This window comes from Bacillus sp. JJ1764, assembly GCF_036962145.1.
Taxonomy (GTDB): Bacteria; Bacillota; Bacilli; order Bacillales; family Cytobacillaceae; genus Neobacillus.
In genome coordinates, this window is record NZ_JBALNY010000082.1 from 9,853 (window position 1) to 27,998 (window position 18,146).

An 18,146-nucleotide genomic window follows, 5' to 3' on the forward strand; every position below is an offset into this window, starting at 1 on the left:
CGCAGGCTCAAGCGCCGAGGAGGCTCGCCAAAACGCCCACGAACCGCTTGCACCTAGAGCGGAAATTAACTGACAAGTTTAATAGCCTTTTTTTAAAAGCAAACTTATTGTGAAATGGTCATAAAGGGTTTGTAAAGCTGTTAATAATTCGTTAAAATAATTTCACAGAACAGCTGTCCCTTTAAAATATTTTTACGAATATTTCAACAATTTAAAATTTTTAATATTTTAATCTGAATGGTAATGATTTTCAGCGAATAATGATGTAAAATAAAGGAACAGCAAATGTTTTGCTGGAAAGGAAGAAGACTAGTGACGATTGAGCAACTAATTGAAGAAGCAAAAAAAGCTAGAGAAAAAGCCTATGTTCCTTATTCAAAATTTGGGGTAGGAGCAGCTCTTCTAACAACAGACGGAACATTGTACCATGGCTGCAATATTGAGAATGCGGCCTATAGTATGTGCAACTGCGCAGAACGAACAGCCTTGTTTAGTGCATATTCTAGGGGTGACCGTAATTTTAAAATGATGGCAGTTGTTGCCGATACAGAAAGACCTTGCTCACCATGCGGTGCATGTCGACAAGTGATTTCTGAGTTATGTCCTAGAGACATGAAAGTGATTTTAACAAATTTAAAAGGTGATATTCAGGAAATAACGGTAGAAGATTTATTGCCTGGTGCTTTTTCTCCGGAGGATCTAAATGTTAAGTAATGTAAACGATAACAAGGGTTACAAGTCAGGATTTATCTCCATTATTGGCCGTCCGAATGTTGGTAAATCAACATTTTTAAATCGGGTAATTGGTCAAAAGGTTGCCATCATGAGTGATAAACCGCAAACAACCCGCAACAAAATACAAGGCGTCTTATCACTCTCGGATGCCCAAATGGTTTTTATCGATACACCGGGAATTCATAAACCAAAACATAAATTAGGCGACTTTATGATGAAGGTTGCTCAAAATACACTAAAAGAAGTAGATCTCGTTCTATTTATGGTCAACGCCGAGGAAGGATTTGGTCGTGGAGAGGAATTCATTCTGGAAAAATTCCAATCCATTAACACCCCGGTCTTTCTTGTCATTAATAAAATTGACCAAATTCATCCCGATGAATTATTGCCAATCATTGAGGCTTATAGGGAAAAGTATAATTTTCAAGAAGTAATCCCGATTTCAGCTTTACAAGGAAATAATGTAGACCGTCTTCTTGAACAAATTAAAATCTTATTGCCTGAAGGACCGCAATATTATCCGGCAGATCAGGTTACAGACCATCCGGAACGATTTATTATTACGGAGTTAATTCGGGAAAAAGCCCTACATTTAACTAGAGAAGAGATTCCACATTCCTTAGCCGTTGTCATGGATAAATTAGAGCGGCAAGAAGGTAAGGATGTTATTCATATCATGGCAACGATTATTGTTGAACGTGACTCCCAAAAAGGAATCATAATCGGTAAAAAGGGCAGTATGCTTAAGGAAATCGGGATACGTGCCCGTGTGGACATAGAGAACCTTTTAGGTTCAAAAGTGTTCCTTGAATTATGGGTTAAGGTCCAAAAGGATTGGCGTAATAAAATGTCTCAACTAAGAGAATATGGTTTTAATGAGGACGAATACTAAAAGTCACTTTAATAAAGTATTAACTAATATTTTAGAATATGCGTAAACTTTATTAACAAAATTTACGTATTATGATTTTTGCGTAGGCAGGCTATGATAAATATAAGGTTCGAGATTGTAAACGCTAGTCTAAATAGTGAAAGGTGGGGTTTTCATGTTGGATTTTACGTGGAAAGTATTTACCCAAACAGGTAATATTGACACATATCTTCTCTTTAAAGAGTTAGAGAAGGAAAATCAGGAAATACCCGGTAATCTGAATGATGAACTAGCACAAATCGATTTTCCTATTTCATAAGCAAGTCTCTTGCCTCGCAGGAAGGTGGCATTTATGCTTCAAAAATGTGAAGGCATTGTCATTAGAACGACTGATTATGGTGAAACCAATAAAATCGTTACTTTATTTACGCGAGAGTGGGGAAAGATTGGGGTTATGGCCAGAGGGGCCAAGAAGCCAAATAGCCGACTTTCCTCTATCTCTCAAATGTTTACCTATGGATACTTCCTCATTCAACGAGGAACGGGCCTTGGCGGATTACAACAGGGTGAAATTATTTCTTCCTTCCGCCATATCGGAGAGGATATCTTTTTAACGGCCTATGCAAGCTATGTGATTGAGTTAACGGATAAATGTACTGAGGAGAAAAAGGCCAATCCTTTCCATTTCGAACTACTTTATCAAACACTCAATTACATGAATGAAGGCTATGATCCTGATATCCTGATGAATATTTATGAAATGAAAATGATGAATTTGTTAGGGTTATATCCTGTTTTAAACCAATGCGCCGTTTGTGGAAGTACTGACGGACATTTTTCTTTTTCCATCAGGGAAGGCGGATTTATTTGCCATCGTTGTTTGGAAAAGGATCCTTATCATATGAAACTTCTACCTTCAACAGTTAAATTATTACGGCTATTTTATTATTTTGATCTTTCAAGGTTGGGTAATATTTCTGTAAAGGAAGAGACCAAGGAAGAACTTAAAAAAGTTATTAGCACGTACTATGAGGAATACTCTGGATTACATCTTAAAACCAAGAAATTTTTAGATTCGATGGCCCAATTTAAAAATCTGAGTTGACAAATATTCCGGTTTTGGTTAATATTTTCATTAAAATTAATAATTGCAGTGATGGAAAGTAGTACTTAGACCATTCTATAAAAGCGAACCCGGGATGGTGGAAGCCGGGGTATAGAGTCCTAAGGAAGGCGTTCCTGAGCAATAGTGAACAGGTAAAAGAGGCTGCCATTGGTAGCAAATAGGGTGGAACCGCGGGTAACTCTCGTCCCTATGCAAAATTTTTGCATAGGGATGGGAGTTTTTTATTTTTCCGCAAATCAACCCACAGAAACCAATAAAGGAGTTATGAAAATGAGTGTATCAATGGAACAAATTGTGTCTCATGCTAAGCACAGAGGTTTTATTTTCCCAGGATCTGAAATATACGGCGGTCTCGCTAATACATGGGATTACGGTCCATTAGGGGTCGAATTTAAAAACAACATTAAACAGGCTTGGTGGAAGAAATTCGTCCAGCAATCCCCTTACAACGTAGGCTTGGATGCCGCCATCCTCATGAACCCTAGAACATGGGAAGCATCTGGCCATATCGGCAATTTTAATGACCCAATGATCGATTGTAAAAATTGTAAGGCACGTCATCGCGCCGATAAATTAATTGAGAATGCTCTAGACGAAAAAGGAATCGAAATGGTCGTAGATGGTCTCCCATTTTCAAGAATGGAAGAACTAATCAAAGAACACAATATTGCTTGTCCTGATTGCGGCAGTCATGATTTTACGGGAATCCGTCAATTTAACCTAATGTTTAAAACATTTCAAGGTGTTACAGAAACTAGTGCAAATGAAATCTTTTTACGTCCCGAAACTGCACAAGGCATATTCGTGAACTTTAAAAATGTTCAGCGCACGATGCGGAAAAAACTTCCTTTTGGTATTGCGCAAATCGGTAAAAGTTTCCGTAATGAAATTACCCCGGGTAACTTTACCTTCCGTACAAGAGAATTTGAACAAATGGAGCTTGAGTTTTTCTGTAAGCCAGGTGAAGAACTGAAATGGTTCGATTTTTGGAAGGAATATGCGGAAGAGTGGCTTCATTCATTAGGATTGAAAAAAGAGAATTTAAGACTGCGTGATCACTCCGATGATGAGTTGTCCCATTATAGTAACGCTACAACAGACTTCGAGTACAAATTCCCATTTGGTTGGGGAGAACTTTGGGGCGTAGCTTCTAGGACCGACTACGACTTAAAACAACATATGGAATTCTCTGGTGAGGATTTTAACTATATTGATCCGGAGACAAATGAACGCTATATCCCATATTGTATCGAACCGTCATTGGGTGCAGACCGGGTAACGTTAGCCTTTTTAATCGATGCATATGATGAGGAGCAGCTTGAAGACGGAACTTCCAGGACTGTTATGCATCTCCATCCTGCGTTAGCACCATTTAAAGCGGCAGTACTTCCGTTGTCTAAGAAACTTTCAGATGGTGCGAGAGAAGTGTTTGCTGATTTGGCTCAGCATTTCAATGTGGATTATGATGAGGCAGGCTCAATCGGAAAACGTTACCGCCGCCATGATGAAATTGGGACACCATTCTGTATCACCTATGATTTTGACTCTCAAGAAGATCATATGGTAACCGTTCGTGACCGCGATACAATGGAACAAACCCGTCTTCCAATTGCTGAACTAAAGAAATTTATACAAGATAAGATGGCTTTCTAAAAACTATTAGGGTGCGGACCTCCGCACCTTTTGGTATATAGTAAAGGAAGGACGTCACAGCAATTTCATTTCAAATAAAAAAACAATTAGTATATAATATTTTAATAAAAGTATGGCCTTGTAGAGGGATCAGTCTTCAAAGGGCGTAACATAAGGGTGGTGAATACAATAGAACTTACAAAGCGACAGGAGCATATTTTACAGATAGTAAAGGACAATGGACCTATTACAGGTGAACATATTGCGGACAGGCTCAATTTAACTAGAGCTACCCTTAGACCTGATTTGGCGATCCTGACCATGGCTGGCTATTTAGATGCTAGACCAAGGGTCGGTTATTTTTATACTGGAAAATCAGGAGCGCAATTACTAACCGAAAATTTGCAGAAAATTTACGTCAAAGACTACCAGTCAATTCCAGTTGTCGTTAATGATAATGTTTCCGCCTACGATGCAATCTGTACGATGTTTCTTGAAGATGTCGGAACTTTATTTGTCGTGGACCACAATTCACGATTATCCGGAGTCTTATCCCGTAAAGACCTACTAAGGGCCAGCATTGGAAAGCAAGAACTGTCTACAATTCCTGTGAATATTATTATGACAAGAATGCCCAATATCACGATGTGTGAACGGGACGATTTATTAATAGATGTTGCTAAAAAATTGATTGAAAAACAAATTGATGCTTTGCCTATTGTTCGAAAAACCGATGATGGATATGAGGTAATCGGAAGGATTACTAAAACCAATATTGCGAAAGCCTTTGTTGCACTAGGTGATGAATGACAAAAGCTAATAGGAGTGATTACTGAGAATGAGTTCGCCAATTATTTATGTTGTTTCTGATTCAGTAGGCGAAACAGCTGAATTAGTTACCAAAGCAGCTATCAGCCAGTTTAATGGTTCAGGAATGACATTAAAAACCTTCCCATACGCAGAGGATAAAGAGCATATAGATGAAGTCCTTTCATTAGTGTCTCTGGATAAAGGAATGGTTGCTTTTACTCTTGTAAAGCCAGAAATGCGTAAATATATGATGGAAAGAGCAGAGCAGGAAGGCATTCGAGCTGTAGATCTGATTGGGCCAATTATGGATCAGATTGAGGTATTCAGCGGGAAGAAACCCCTTTGCGAACCAGGACTCGTTCGAAAGCTGGATGAAGATTATTTTAAGAAGGTTGAAGCTATAGAGTTTGCTGTAAAGTATGATGATGGTCGTGATCCAAGAGGTTTATTAAAGGCTGATATCGTATTAATCGGGGTTTCTAGAACTTCCAAAACACCTTTATCACAATATTTGGCACATAAACGATTGAAAGTGGCAAATGTCCCACTTGTACCGGAAGTAGATCCGCCTGAGGAACTCTATAAAGTGCCGAGAGAAAAATGTTTTGGTTTAAAAATCAGTCCGGAAAAATTGAATAATATCCGACGTGAAAGACTCATTTCCTTAGGATTAAATGATAAGGCAAGCTACGCCAACATTAATCGCATTAAAGATGAACTGGATTTCTTTGATAAAATTGTTCAGAAAATCAATTGTCCTATTATTGATGTAACTAACAAAGCGGTTGAAGAAACAGCAAATGTGATCCTACATTATATTCAAAAAGGAAGACTGTAGCACATAATCAGTTGAGATTATGTGTTTTTTCTCGACCTTGCCTGAAAAATAAATATAAAAAAGTTATGGCAAAATGGTAATGAATATACTATAATAAAAAATTGTGATAAAAATATAGCTTTTTAGGTTTAGACTTTGATGTGAACGAATAAACTATTTATTGTGAGATGTCAAGGGCACCCTCGAAAAAACATTCGACATAAACCTATTTTGCCTGTATAAACATATAGTTGAGAATTCAATTGATATGGAAGGTTTTAAACTTAATGCAGTAGCGTGCTTTTTTTGTCTGTGAGTTTTTGAATAAATTTAATTGACAAAGAAGGAATATGCGGAGTGATGTAGAATTATTACAAATGTAAAAGACATTCCGACAATTTTTGTCGATGCAGATTCTTGCCCGGTTAAAGAGGAAATTGTCGAAATCGCTTCATCCCATTCTATTCAAGTATTTTTCATCGCTTCCTACGATCATCATATAAATGATAATAGCACTACATACGGATGCTGGAAATACGTTGACACGGGAAAGGAAGCTGCTGATTTGTACATCATGAATCAGGCTGGGAGTGGAGATATCGTCATTACTCAGGATATTGGTCTTGCATCAACATTGTTACCTCGAGGTGTAACTGTGATATCACCAAGAGGGTCTCTCTTTGAGGAAAAAGATATACAAACCGCCCTTGATTTACGATTTTTGCATGCGAAAGCAAGGAAAAAGGGCATGTATGGGAAAGGTCCAAAACCTTTTCAAACTAAGGACCGTATACGATTTCAGACAGTGTTAACAAAAATTTTGTCGAAATTTGCAGGAATTTAGTTATTGTATATCGAATATGTAATCTAAATGGAGTTGTATTTTTCATGGCAAATCGGATTGCCGAAGAAAAAATTGAACAAATTCGTCAGACTATAGATATTGTAGAAGTCATAGGTGATTTTGTTCAATTAAAAAAACAAGGACGTAATTACTTCGGACTTTGCCCCTTCCATGGAGAAAATAGCCCATCATTTTCAGTATCACCTGATAAACAAATTTTCCATTGCTTTGGTTGTGGGGCAGGCGGAAATGTTTTTACATTCTTAATGGAACTTGAAGGTATTTCATTTCAAGAAGCAGCAATCAAACTTGCTTCAAAAGTAAATATTGACCTTGAAATTCAATTTGCTTCCATGCCAAATGAGAAAAAGATTTCCAAAGAGCTGCAAGCTTTCCATGATGCTCATGAGCTGTTGCGTAAATTTTACCATCATTTATTGGTAAACACAAATGAAGGTCAACATGCGTTGGAGTATTTGTTAGGAAGAGGTTTTACAAAGGAATCGATTCAAAAATTTCAAATCGGTTATTCCTTAAATTCCTGGGATTTTGTTTATAAATTCTTAACGAAAAGGGACTTCTCTCCGGAGTGGATGGAAAAGGCCGGGCTGATCATTAAACGAGAAAAAGATGGAACTTATTTTGACCGTTTTAGAGATCGAATTATGTTTCCTATTTTTGACAGACAAGGGAATACGATTGCCTTTTCAGGAAGGACAATGGGTGATGATACACCTAAATATTTAAATAGCCCTGAAACTGCAATCTTTAATAAAAGCAAAATCCTATATAATTACCATCAGGCTAAACCAACTATTAAGAAATTGCAAACTGCTGTGTTATTCGAAGGATTTGCTGATGTAATCGCAGCAGATCGCGCTGGTGTTGAAAATGGCATTGCTACAATGGGAACAGCTCTGACAGATGAGCATATTGCTCTTTTACGCCAGAGTGCCGGGTCCGTAACCATTTGTTATGATTCCGATAACGCAGGGATTGAGGCTGCCTTTCGTGCAGGGAACCATTTATTAGAAGCAGGCTTTCAAATAAAAGTAGCCGTCATGCCAGATGGTTTGGATCCTGACGAATATATTAAACAACATGGCTCAGAACGATTTCGTAATGAAGTAATTGGTGCCAGCTTAACTTGGATGGCATTTAAGTTTCTCTATTTTAGAAGAGGAAAAAATCTTCAAAATGAAGGAGATAGGCTGTCCTATATCGAACAAATAATTAAAGAAATAAGCAAGCTAACAAAAGCTGTGGAAAGGGATCATTATCTTAGGCAGCTTGCAGGTGAGTTTTCACTCTCGTTAGATGCTTTACGGGATCAGCAAAAACAAATTTATTTTGCTGAAAAAAGAAAAGATAATCGGAATGTCCATTCCAACAACAAACCTATTATCATTCCTAAGCAAAGCGTTGATCTAAAGCCCGCTTTTCATACGGCGGAAAGATGTTTAATTGCCCACATGCTTAAGAGTAGGGATGTTGCGTACAAGGTTCAAGATTCATTACAGGGCAGCACTTTCAATGTTGATGAACATCAAGCTATTATGACATATTTATTAGGATTTTATGAAGAACATTTACAACCTGATTCAAGTGCATTTTTATCCTATATCCAAGATGATAATCTTAGAAGAATGGTTGCAAACATTGAAATGATGTCCATTAATGATGAACTAAGTGATCAGGAATTATCTGATTATCTCAAACAGGTGTTGAATCACAAAAAGTTGTTAAAAATAAAGGAAAAAGAAGCAGAGCTTAAGGAAGCAGAACGAAAAAGTGATTTCAGTAAAGCTGCCGCTATTGGAATTGAAATTTATCAATTGCGTAAATCGCTTTAATTTTGTGGATGAGTCTTTGATTTTTGGAAGGAGGGGGACATATGGCTGCAGAAAAATCAGCCCGTTCAAACGAGGTCGAGAATGAATTGACTCTTGAACAAGTAAAAGACCAATTAACAGAAATGGGTAAAAAAGTCGGCGTCCTTGCCTATGATGATATTGCCGAAAAAATGGCTAATTTTGATTTAGAATCTGATCAAATGGATGAATTTTATGAATTCCTCGGGGATCAGGGGATCGAACTAGTCGGAGATAATGATGACGATGATGATGATGATGATCCAAGTATCAAAGCCCTTTCTAAAGAAGATGAGGAAGAATTTGATTTAAATGATCTAAGTGTTCCTCCTGGGGTTAAGATTAATGACCCCGTGCGTATGTATCTAAAGGAAATCGGCCGTGTAGACCTTCTATCCGCTGAAGATGAGATAGAATTAGCACACCGAATTGAGCAAGGTGATGAGGAAGCAAAGCGACGTTTGGCAGAAGCCAATCTTCGTCTCGTGGTAAGTATTGCGAAGCGTTATGTTGGACGCGGAATGCTGTTTCTTGACTTAATCCAAGAAGGAAATATGGGATTAATAAAGGCAGTTGAAAAATTTGATTACCGAAAAGGTTTTAAATTTAGTACTTATGCGACATGGTGGATTCGTCAGGCGATTACCCGCGCAATTGCCGACCAAGCAAGAACAATCCGGATTCCGGTTCACATGGTAGAAACAATAAATAAATTGATTCGTGTCCAGCGACAATTGCTGCAGGATTTAGGGCGCGAACCAACACCGGAAGAAATTGCTGAAGATATGGATCTAACACCTGATAAGGTTAGAGAAATTTTGAAAATTGCTCAAGAACCAGTTTCTCTTGAAACCCCAATTGGTGAGGAAGATGATTCACATCTTGGTGACTTTATTGAAGATCAGGATGCAACATCCCCTTCAGAGCATGCCGCTTATGAGTTATTGAAAGAGCAGCTTGAAGATGTGCTTGATACATTAACTGACCGAGAAGAAAACGTGCTTCGTTTACGCTTTGGACTTGATGATGGACGTACTCGGACTTTAGAAGAGGTTGGGAAAGTTTTTGGTGTTACCCGGGAACGGATTCGCCAAATTGAAGCCAAAGCATTACGCAAATTACGCCATCCTAGTCGTAGTAAACGATTAAAAGATTTTCTTGAATAGAACACTGATATAACTCGCCAATTCGGCGAGTTTTTTTTATGATATTTGAAAAGGCTTTCTACCTTGCCTTTTATTTTACTGAATTATCTCTCACTTTGCAAACGCACTTTATAATGATTTGGATAAAATTACTTTTTCAATAAAGGGCAAATACTCCTTTAATGCGAATAGAATCTATTTTTTATCATGTGTTTACTATATTACAAAACGAAATATTATTTATAATTTTTAAAATGTTGAGAATTTTATATAAATCCTCTTATAATGGTAAGTGTAAGCGCCTTCAAGATTACGTAAGGGGAGATGTAAATGAATTTTGATTTAACCACTGAACAACTAATGATTAAGAGAACCATTCACGAGTTCGCTGAGGAGGAAGTTGCACCGGGTGCGGTCGATCGTGACAAATCCAAACATTTCCCAATAGAGATTTTTAAGAAGTTAGCTGATTTGGGAATGATGGGGCTTCCATTTCCTGAAGAGTATGGCGGAGGTGGAGCAGATTCAGTCAGTTTTGCCATAGTTGTAGAGGAATTAAGCAGAGTATGCGGGTCCACTGGTATTACATATTCTGCCCATATCTCATTAGGTGGAGCTCCACTACATTTGTTTGGTACAGAAGAACAAAAGCAGAAATATCTTACGCCCATATGTACAGGTGAGTCTTTGGGAGCATTTGGACTCACTGAGCCGAATGCTGGTTCAGATGCAGGGGGAACGATGACGACGGCAACTGAAAAAAATGGGGTATTCGTGATTAACGGAAATAAGTGTTTTATTACCAACGCTAGTTTTGCCAAGCATTTAGCCCTAACTGCTATTACGGGAAAAGTGGATGGAAAGAAAGAGATTAGTGCTATCATTGTCCCTACCGGTTCCCCTGGCTTTACGATTATAGATAATTATGAAAAAATGGGATTGAATTCCTCGAATACGACTGAACTTGTCTTAGAAAGTGTTTCAGTTCCGGCCGAAAATCTTTTGGGAGTACGTGGTAATGGATTTAAGCAATTTTTAGTAACACTTGATGGGGGAAGAATCGGCATAGGTGCTATGGCGGTTGGGATCGCTCAAGGTGCTTTTGAGAAGGCACTCTCCTATTCAAAGGAACGCAAACAGTTTGGCAAAAGCCTCTCTTCCTTTCAAGCTATTCAATTTAAACTGGCGGATATGGCATTAAAGATTGAATTGGCCCGAAATATGGTCTATAAAGCAGCATGGCTGAAGGACCAAGGTAGACCGTTTTCAAAAGAAGCAGCCATGTGCAAACTGTATGCTTCAGAAATGTGCATGGAAGTAACCTCCCAGGCTGTACAGATCCATGGTGGGTATGGCTATATGAAGGAGTATCATGTTGAAAGAATGATGCGAGACGCTAAACTATTGGAAATCGGAGAAGGAACATCGGAAGTCCAGCGGATGGTGATCTCCCGGCTGATTGTTAATTAAATATTGGGAAATAATAAGGAGAGGCTATCATTTTGCCTCTTCTTTCATGTAGACTCTTCCCTTTAATAAAAAGATTATAGTGATAAAAGGATGATTAGGGCTTTTCCTTCTGTGTTTTTTCAAGTAAAATAATAGGTGTTTGTATTTTATTTAGGTTTTAATGATATACGTACATAAGGGAGGTAATGGTATGAAACGAAATCCGGTTATTCCTTTCGTTTTGATCATGGTTTTTGGAATCGTTTTAATGTTTGTTCTTTCGTTCAAAGGCCTTGGTGATTCGAAAGAAATTGCAAAGGATAATGGAAAAGACGGTGGCGAAAAGACAGAGGTTGCTGCTTCTAATCCGGAGGATATTTATAAATCTACATGTATTGGCTGTCATGGCGACCAGTATCAAGGGGGAGTTGGTCCGTCACTTAAAGGCATTGGCTCAAAATTGTCAAAAGACCAAATTAAGGAAGTCATTACCAAAGGTAGAGGTAATATGCCGCCAAACATGGTTTCTGCAGAAAATGCCGATAAAATGGCAGATTGGGTATCAAAAATTAAGTAATTTTTTAATGGGTCCTTTGCATCTGTAAAGGACCTTTTATATTATTAGTACATACAAATTGATTAAAGAGTGGTGAAGGTTTTGAATACAAATCAATTATCAGCCCGTCTATCAGTGGTGGCAAAATATGTGCCACAGGACTATAGAGTTGCGGATATCGGCTCAGATCACGCTTATTTACCTTGTTACCTGGTGAAGAATGTTGGAATCCCCTTTGCCGTTGCTGGAGAAGTAGCTCTAGGTCCTTTTCAGTCCGCTGAACGTAACGTTATTTCAGAAGGACTCTCAGAAAAGATATCAGTTAGGATGGGGGACGGCCTAGAGGTGATCCAACCCGGGGATGTGGATTGTATTACGATTGCAGGTATGGGCGGAGCGTTAATTACATCCATTTTGGAAAATGGAAAAGATAAGCTTGCTTCTATAAAAAGACTGATCTTACAACCAAATATAGGTGCCCATTCTATTCGCAGCTGGTTTATTGAAAATGGGTGGGAGCTTAAAGCAGAAGAAATTATCGAGGAAGATGGAAAAATATATGAAATCATCGTCGGAGAAAAAGGCGATGTAAAAAGGCCGTATGGTGATAATGTTGAACTACAACTCCTAATGGGCCCCATTTTACTTGAAAATCAAAACGATGCGTTTCAAAAAAAATGGTCGGCAGAATTAAGCAATTGGCAGCGGGTTATCAAGCAGTTGAATCAGGCCGCGCAAACTCCAGAAACTGTAGACAAAAAGAATGAAATATTAGCGAAAATGAATTTGGTTGAGGAGGCATTAAAATATGAAAACTCCTAATGGACATGAAATCATTCAGTTATTTGAAAGGTTTTCTCCTAAGGAATTAGCTACGGAAGGCGATAAAATTGGTCTGCAAATTGGTCGTTTAAATAAAAAAATAGATCGCGTCATGATTGCTCTAGATGTTTTGGAAAATGTAATCGATGAGGCTATTGAAAAAAATGTACAGCTAATAATTGCTCATCATCCACCCATTTTCCGTCCGCTTAAAAATATTGTTACGGATACGACACAAGGAAGAATGATTGAAAAATTATTAAAGCATGATATCGCAGTTTATGCTGCCCATACCAATCTTGACGTGGCAAAAGGGGGCGTTAATGATTGGCTAGCGGAGGCACTGGGACTTAAAGATTCAGAGGTGCTGGTACCAACATTTGATACTAAACTAAAAAAGCTAGTTGTTTTTGTACCAACGAGCCATGCAGAGGACGTTAGAAGGGCTCTAGGGGATGCAGGGGCAGGATTTATAGGTAATTACAGTCATTGTTCTTTTTCTGCCAACGGAACAGGCAGGTTTGTGCCAGGGGAAGACACCGACCCTTACATCGGAAAAGCAGGGAGTTTTGAAGAAGTCGATGAGATCCGCGTTGAAACAATCGTGCCGGAACCATTAGTAAAGAAAACAGTCACAGCCATGATCAAGGCCCACCCCTATGAAGAAGTTGCCTACGATATTTATCCCCTCGACAACAAAGGGGAATCACTTGGATTGGGGAGAATAGGAACTGTACCTGAAACAACTATAGGTGAATTTGCGGAATTTGTAAAAACGGCTCTTGAAGTGGATCGGGTTCGAGTGGTTGGAGACTTGAATGATAAGGTTAAAAGGGTTGCTGTATTAGGTGGAGATGGAAATAAATACTTCTCTCATGCCAAATTTAAGGGGGCTGATGTGTATATAACAGGGGATATTTATTATCACACAGCTCACGATGCAATGATGCAGGGCCTAAATATGATTGACCCAGGACATAATGTGGAAAAAGTTATGAAAAAAGGGTTAACAAGCACTTTGCAGCATTTATGTGCAGATGCTGGTTTTGCCGTTGAGATATTCCCTTCAGAAGAAAATACCAACCCGTTTCAATATATATAAAAGAAAACCGGTCTTCGGACCGGTTTTATGCTTCTTTCTTTACTTTCGGAAGAATTTTATTTAATGGTACATGTTTTCGGCGTTCCCAAGTTGCTTCATTGTTGGGATCGAACTTTTCTAGGAATGTAATAACTTCCTTTGTAATCGGTGTGGGTGTAGAAGCACCAGCTGTAACAGCAACTGTTTTAGCATCTTTAATCCAGTTAATTTCCAGCTCGCTAATATCAGCAATCCGATAGGCCTTTGTTCCGGCAATTTCCTCGGATACCTGTGCTAATCGATTGGAGTTGTTACTCTTTGGATCACCGACAACAATCGTAACGTCTGCTTGTTTCGCCTGTTCCGCTACAGCTTCCTGGCGTATTTGGGTAGCATGGCAAATTTCATTATAAACCTCGACATGAGGATATTTTTCTTGAACCTTTTCCATTGTATCGGCTACATCCCATTGACTCATCGTGGTTTGGTTGGTCACAATTAGTTTGTCATAATCAAGATTCAGCGCCTCAACATCAGCAGGCGTTTCCACCAGATGAACCATCCCTGGTGCGACACCAAGTGCGCCTTCTGGCTCAGGGTGTCCTTTTTTACCAATATAGATGGTTTGATATCCCTCTGCCGCTTTTTCATGAATTAAATCATGCGTTCTCGTTACATCAGGGCAGGTTGCATCAATGGCCACAAGTCCCTTCTTTTTGGCAATCTCTCTAACTTCGGGAGAAATGCCGTGCGCAGTAAATATAACCGTACCTTTTTCAACCTTTTCTAAGATATCCAAACGATTTTTTCCGTCTAGAGTAATGATTCCTTCTTCCTCAAATGCATCAGTAACATGTTTATTGTGAACGATCATCCCTAAAATATATATGGGACGTGGTAATGTTTTATCTAAAGCCGCATTTCTTGCGATTACCATGGCGTCGACTACACCATAGCAATAGCCGCGTGGTGAAATTTTGATTATTTCCATTTAAACGATCCTCCTATACGGCATGGTTTACTAGATTCTTTATTTATTATATAAGACTATTAGATAGATTACAAAGATACATTTTTCCTGTGATATTGTGTGGTATTGGTAGGAAAATAAAAAAGAATGCTGATTTTCAGCATTCATCCCTTAAATATATAATTTTGGTACAGACGATCCTTTTGGGGGTTGCTGTCTTGGTTTTGAAGTGTGGGAAGTTGAGGTTGTCAAAGCAGATTGAGTAGTTCTGGTACCGCTTTTTCGTGCAGTTCGTTTTCTTGTTGTTGTTTTTTTCGTACTTGACGATTCCGCCGCTGACTCCTTGCTATTAGTTGCAGAGTCATCTGGTGCATTTTTCAGCCCACGGTAGAGCTTCCATAAACCGGGTAGGTTTTTAACAATTGGTCCATATTGCTGAATCATAGGGCCGATGGTTTGTGCTGTTTTTAATACTTGTTGGGTGTTATTAAGGATACCAGACAGTCCGCTTGGATTTGATAAGGATTGAAGTAATCCGCCACCTGCTGCTCTGCCGGCTCCTTGCATGCCCATTAAACCGCTGCCAGGCGCTCCCATTGGATTACCCCTACCAAGCAGTCTTGAGAGTAGTCCGCCACCGCCTCTGCCTAGTTGCTGACCTCCCATCATTCCACCGAATGGGTTCCCTTGACCGCCCATCATCTGAGCTCTTCCTCCAAACATGCCGGGGGCTGACCCCATCATGGATCTTCCGCCACCAAATAATCCCCCGGCACCTGGTCCCATCGTGGGCATTCCACCTCCAAACATGCTCGGTCCAGCACCCATCATTGGGCTTCCACCGCCAAATGGCATTCCTCCCTGTATCGGGAACATTGGTCTAGGTTGCATGTTTATGACCTCCTCTCCTTTAATAATTTTTTTCAAACATTTCACTGTTACCCTCTTGGTTTACAATATGCATTTACCCCCATTTGGTTTTAGGTATTCTGCACATAAACTGTTTAAACATGGTTTAAAAATTCATATTAAGTAAAATATGATAATAAAGAGTAATGCTGGAACTTTGCCAGGAACTCTACTATAATTACATGATGGAATAGAAAGTGTAAGAAAATAAAATTATTATTGTTTAATATGAGGAGTAAATACATGAAAGAAAATCATTTTAATCGTTTTGAATTTCAGGATTTTATAAATGAAACAATTGAGAAATCAGGATTTCACCAACCAACAGAAATCCAAGAAAAGATGATTCCGCTTGTTTTAAAAGGAGAAAGTGCCATTGGTCAGTCTCAGACAGGAACTGGGAAGACGTTAGCCTATGTTTTGCCTATTCTTGAAAAAATTCGTCCTGAACGTCAGGAAGTCCAAGCTGTCATTGCAGCTCCGACCAGGGAGTTAGCTACGCAAATTTATCAGCAAATCATAAAGTTTACTGAACAAAATCCATCCATAATGGCTAAATTGTATGTTGGAGGGACCGACAAGCAGAGAACAATTGATAAATTAAAGATACAGCCGCATATTGTTGTTGGAACTCCTGGGAGAATTTATGACTTAATCAACGATCAGGCTCTATTTATTCATACAGGTAGTATTCTTGTCGTGGATGAGGCAGATATGATGCTTGATATGGGCTTTATAGAAGATGTTGACCGAATGGCTTCCAGAATGCCTGAGGACCTGCAAATGCTGGTGTTTTCTGCAACGATTCCAGAAAAGCTAAGACCTTTTTTAAAAAAATATATGGAAAACCCGAAAGTGATTGAGATTGAGCCAAAACGGAAATCGGCAGAGAACCTCGTCCATTATCTGTTGCCTTCCAGACATCGTAATAAGAAAGAGCTTGTCCACGATGCTTTAATCGCCTACAATCCTTATTTGGCCATTGTTTTTACAAATACGAAAAAAATGGCTGAAGAAGTGGCAAACTTTTTAAATGAAAAAGGGCTAAAGGTTGGCCGCGTTCATGGGGATTTACCGCCTAGAGAACGAAAAAAAATGATGAAACAAATTCAGGATTTAGAATTTCAATATATTGTGGCTACCGATTTAGCTTCTCGGGGCATTGATATTGAAGGTGTCAGTCATGTGATTAACTTCGAGCTTCCATCAGATTTGGATTTTTATATTCACAGGGTTGGGAGAACGGCACGGGCCGGTTATGACGGAATGGCGCTGACGATTTATGATTTGTCAGATGAAGTGCTTCTAAACCGTCTTGAAAAAATGGGGATCCAATTTAAAAATGTCGATTTAAAAAATGGTGAATTTATTGAATTGGATGATCGCAATCGCAGAAAGACAAGGGTTAGACAAGAAGATGAAACAGATAAAATGGTAAAATCCATTATTCAAAAACCTAAAAAGGTAAAGCCTGGTTATAAAAAGAAAATGCAAACAGAAATTGATAAGGTCAAGAAGCGTCAGCGACGACTAAATCAAAAAAAGAAATAATCAACAGGCAGGAGAGGAACAAATGTTAAAGATAGGATCACACGTGTCTATGAGCGGAAAAGGTATGCTGTTAGCAGCAAGCCAAGAAGCAGTTTCATACGGTGCGAACACCTTTATGATTTATACTGGCGCTCCGCAAAATACGAGAAGGAAGAAAATCGAAGATCTTAATATTGAGGCAGGGAGACTGCATATGGAGGAAAACGGAATCACTGAGATTGTGGTTCATGCTCCATATATTATTAATATCGGAAACACGGAGAATCCGGCTACATTTGAATTAGGTGTCCGCTTCCTTACCTCTGAAATTGAACGGACAGAAGCAATTGGTGCGAAACAAATTGTTTTGCATCCCGGTGCTCATGTGGGTGCAGGAGCAGAGGCTGGAATTAAAAAGATCATTGAAGGCTTAAACGAAGTATTAACAGGGGATGAGAAAGTTCAAATTGCCTTAGAAACTATGGCAGGAAAGGGTTCGGAGTGCGGGAGATCATTTGAAGAAATCGCGATGATTATCGAAGGTGTCACTCATAATGAAAAGCTTTCTGTTTGTTTTGATACATGTCATACCCATGATGCGGGATATGATATTGTTGGGGATTTTGACGGAGTTTTAAATGAGTTTGACAAAATTGTCGGTTTAGATCGTTTAAAAGTTCTGCACATCAATGACAGTAAGAATGAGGCTGGAGCGAGAAAAGACCGTCACGAAAATATAGGTTTTGGACATATCGGTTTTAAAGCATTAAATTATATTGTTCACCATCCGCAATTGATGGACGTTCCTAAAATATTAGAAACGCCATTTGTAGGAGAAGACAAAAATAATAAAAAGGCACCATATAAGCACGAAATTGCGATGCTCCGTAATCAAGAGTTTGATGAAAACTTGCTGGACAAAATTACCCAGTCATAATAAAAGTAAAAGCTGTGCTTTGTGCACAGCTTTTACTTTTA

At 38.8% G+C, this 18,146-nt stretch carries 18 protein-coding genes and 1 other annotated feature; of the genes, 16 read left to right on the plus strand and 2 right to left on the minus strand.

Annotated features, from left to right (window positions below):
- Positions 1-285 precede the first annotated feature (285 nt).
- From V7083_RS12835 to V7083_RS12900, 14 genes are all read left to right on the plus strand, one after another.
- Complete coding sequence (locus V7083_RS12835) at positions 286-714, plus strand: cytidine deaminase (protein ID WP_435555399.1); 429 nt, start codon at positions 286-288, stop codon at positions 712-714.
- Positions 704-1,627, plus strand: a complete 924-nt coding sequence (gene era / locus V7083_RS12840) for a GTPase Era (protein WP_335478292.1) — start codon at positions 704-706, stop codon at positions 1,625-1,627. Before V7083_RS12835 ends, era begins: the two co-directional genes overlap by 11 nt.
- 154 nt (positions 1,628-1,781) lie before the next feature.
- Positions 1,782-1,925 carry a YqzL family protein gene (locus tag V7083_RS12845; RefSeq protein WP_335478293.1) on the plus strand — a complete coding sequence of 48 codons (144 nt, stop codon included), beginning with the start codon at positions 1,782-1,784 and terminating at the stop codon, positions 1,923-1,925.
- Between the two features lie 33 nt (positions 1,926-1,958).
- A complete protein-coding gene (gene recO, locus V7083_RS12850) occupies positions 1,959-2,711 on the plus strand; it encodes a DNA repair protein RecO (RefSeq protein WP_335478295.1) in 753 nt (250 codons plus the stop codon).
- 39 nt (positions 2,712-2,750) lie between these two features.
- Positions 2,751-2,924, plus strand: a binding site (T-box leader).
- Between the two features lie 78 nt (positions 2,925-3,002).
- Positions 3,003-4,385: a glycine--tRNA ligase gene (locus tag V7083_RS12855; RefSeq protein WP_335478297.1), complete on the plus strand. Its 1,383-nt coding sequence runs from the start codon at positions 3,003-3,005 to the stop codon at positions 4,383-4,385.
- 159 nt (positions 4,386-4,544) lie between these two features.
- Positions 4,545-5,174 carry a helix-turn-helix transcriptional regulator gene (locus V7083_RS12860; RefSeq protein ID WP_438823724.1) on the plus strand — a complete coding sequence of 210 codons (630 nt, stop codon included), beginning with the start codon at positions 4,545-4,547 and terminating at the stop codon, positions 5,172-5,174.
- Between the two features lie 28 nt (positions 5,175-5,202).
- The gene (locus V7083_RS12865; protein ID WP_335478301.1) at positions 5,203-6,012 is read left to right on the plus strand and encodes a pyruvate, water dikinase regulatory protein; all 810 of its coding nucleotides are present in this window, start codon (positions 5,203-5,205) and stop codon (positions 6,010-6,012) included.
- 367 nt (positions 6,013-6,379) lie between these two features.
- Positions 6,380-6,835, plus strand: a complete 456-nt coding sequence (locus V7083_RS12870; RefSeq protein ID WP_335478323.1) for a YaiI/YqxD family protein — start codon at positions 6,380-6,382, stop codon at positions 6,833-6,835.
- Positions 6,836-6,879: 44 nt separating this feature from the next.
- Entirely contained in the window at positions 6,880-8,688 is a 1,809-nt protein-coding gene (dnaG, locus tag V7083_RS12875; protein WP_335478303.1) for a DNA primase, read from the plus strand.
- 41 nt (positions 8,689-8,729) lie between these two features.
- The gene (rpoD, locus tag V7083_RS12880) at positions 8,730-9,872 is read left to right on the plus strand and encodes an RNA polymerase sigma factor RpoD (RefSeq protein WP_335478305.1); all 1,143 of its coding nucleotides are present in this window, start codon (positions 8,730-8,732) and stop codon (positions 9,870-9,872) included.
- Positions 9,873-10,181: 309 nt separating this feature from the next.
- Complete coding sequence (locus tag V7083_RS12885) at positions 10,182-11,321, plus strand: acyl-CoA dehydrogenase family protein (RefSeq protein WP_335478307.1); 1,140 nt, start codon at positions 10,182-10,184, stop codon at positions 11,319-11,321.
- A gap of 190 nt (positions 11,322-11,511) precedes the next feature.
- On the plus strand, positions 11,512-11,877 hold the full coding sequence (gene cccA / locus V7083_RS12890; protein WP_335478309.1) for a cytochrome c550: 366 nt from the start codon (positions 11,512-11,514) through the stop codon (positions 11,875-11,877).
- 81 nt (positions 11,878-11,958) lie between these two features.
- A complete protein-coding gene (locus V7083_RS12895; RefSeq protein ID WP_335478311.1) occupies positions 11,959-12,678 on the plus strand; it encodes a tRNA (adenine(22)-N(1))-methyltransferase in 720 nt (239 codons plus the stop codon).
- Positions 12,665-13,780, plus strand: coding sequence for a Nif3-like dinuclear metal center hexameric protein (locus V7083_RS12900; protein ID WP_335478313.1), 1,116 nt, complete (start codon positions 12,665-12,667; stop codon positions 13,778-13,780). Before V7083_RS12895 ends, V7083_RS12900 begins: the two co-directional genes overlap by 14 nt.
- A gap of 25 nt (positions 13,781-13,805) precedes the next feature.
- Here the strand turns inward: V7083_RS12900 and V7083_RS12905 are convergent, their stop codons facing one another.
- Entirely contained in the window at positions 13,806-14,750 is a 945-nt protein-coding gene (locus V7083_RS12905; protein ID WP_335478315.1) for a 4-hydroxy-3-methylbut-2-enyl diphosphate reductase, read from the minus strand.
- A gap of 150 nt (positions 14,751-14,900) precedes the next feature.
- Positions 14,901-15,620 (minus strand): VrrA/YqfQ family protein, encoded by a 720-nt coding sequence (gene vrrA / locus V7083_RS12910; RefSeq protein ID WP_335478316.1) that lies wholly within the window; start codon positions 15,618-15,620, stop codon positions 14,901-14,903.
- Between the two features lie 261 nt (positions 15,621-15,881).
- On the opposite strand from vrrA, the gene V7083_RS12915 reads away from it, so the two are divergent.
- Positions 15,882-17,189 (plus strand): DEAD/DEAH box helicase, encoded by a 1,308-nt coding sequence (locus V7083_RS12915; protein ID WP_335478319.1) that lies wholly within the window; start codon positions 15,882-15,884, stop codon positions 17,187-17,189.
- Positions 17,190-17,211: 22 nt separating this feature from the next.
- The gene (locus V7083_RS12920; RefSeq protein ID WP_335478321.1) at positions 17,212-18,105 is read left to right on the plus strand and encodes a deoxyribonuclease IV; all 894 of its coding nucleotides are present in this window, start codon (positions 17,212-17,214) and stop codon (positions 18,103-18,105) included.
- Positions 18,106-18,146: the final 41 nt, after the last annotated feature.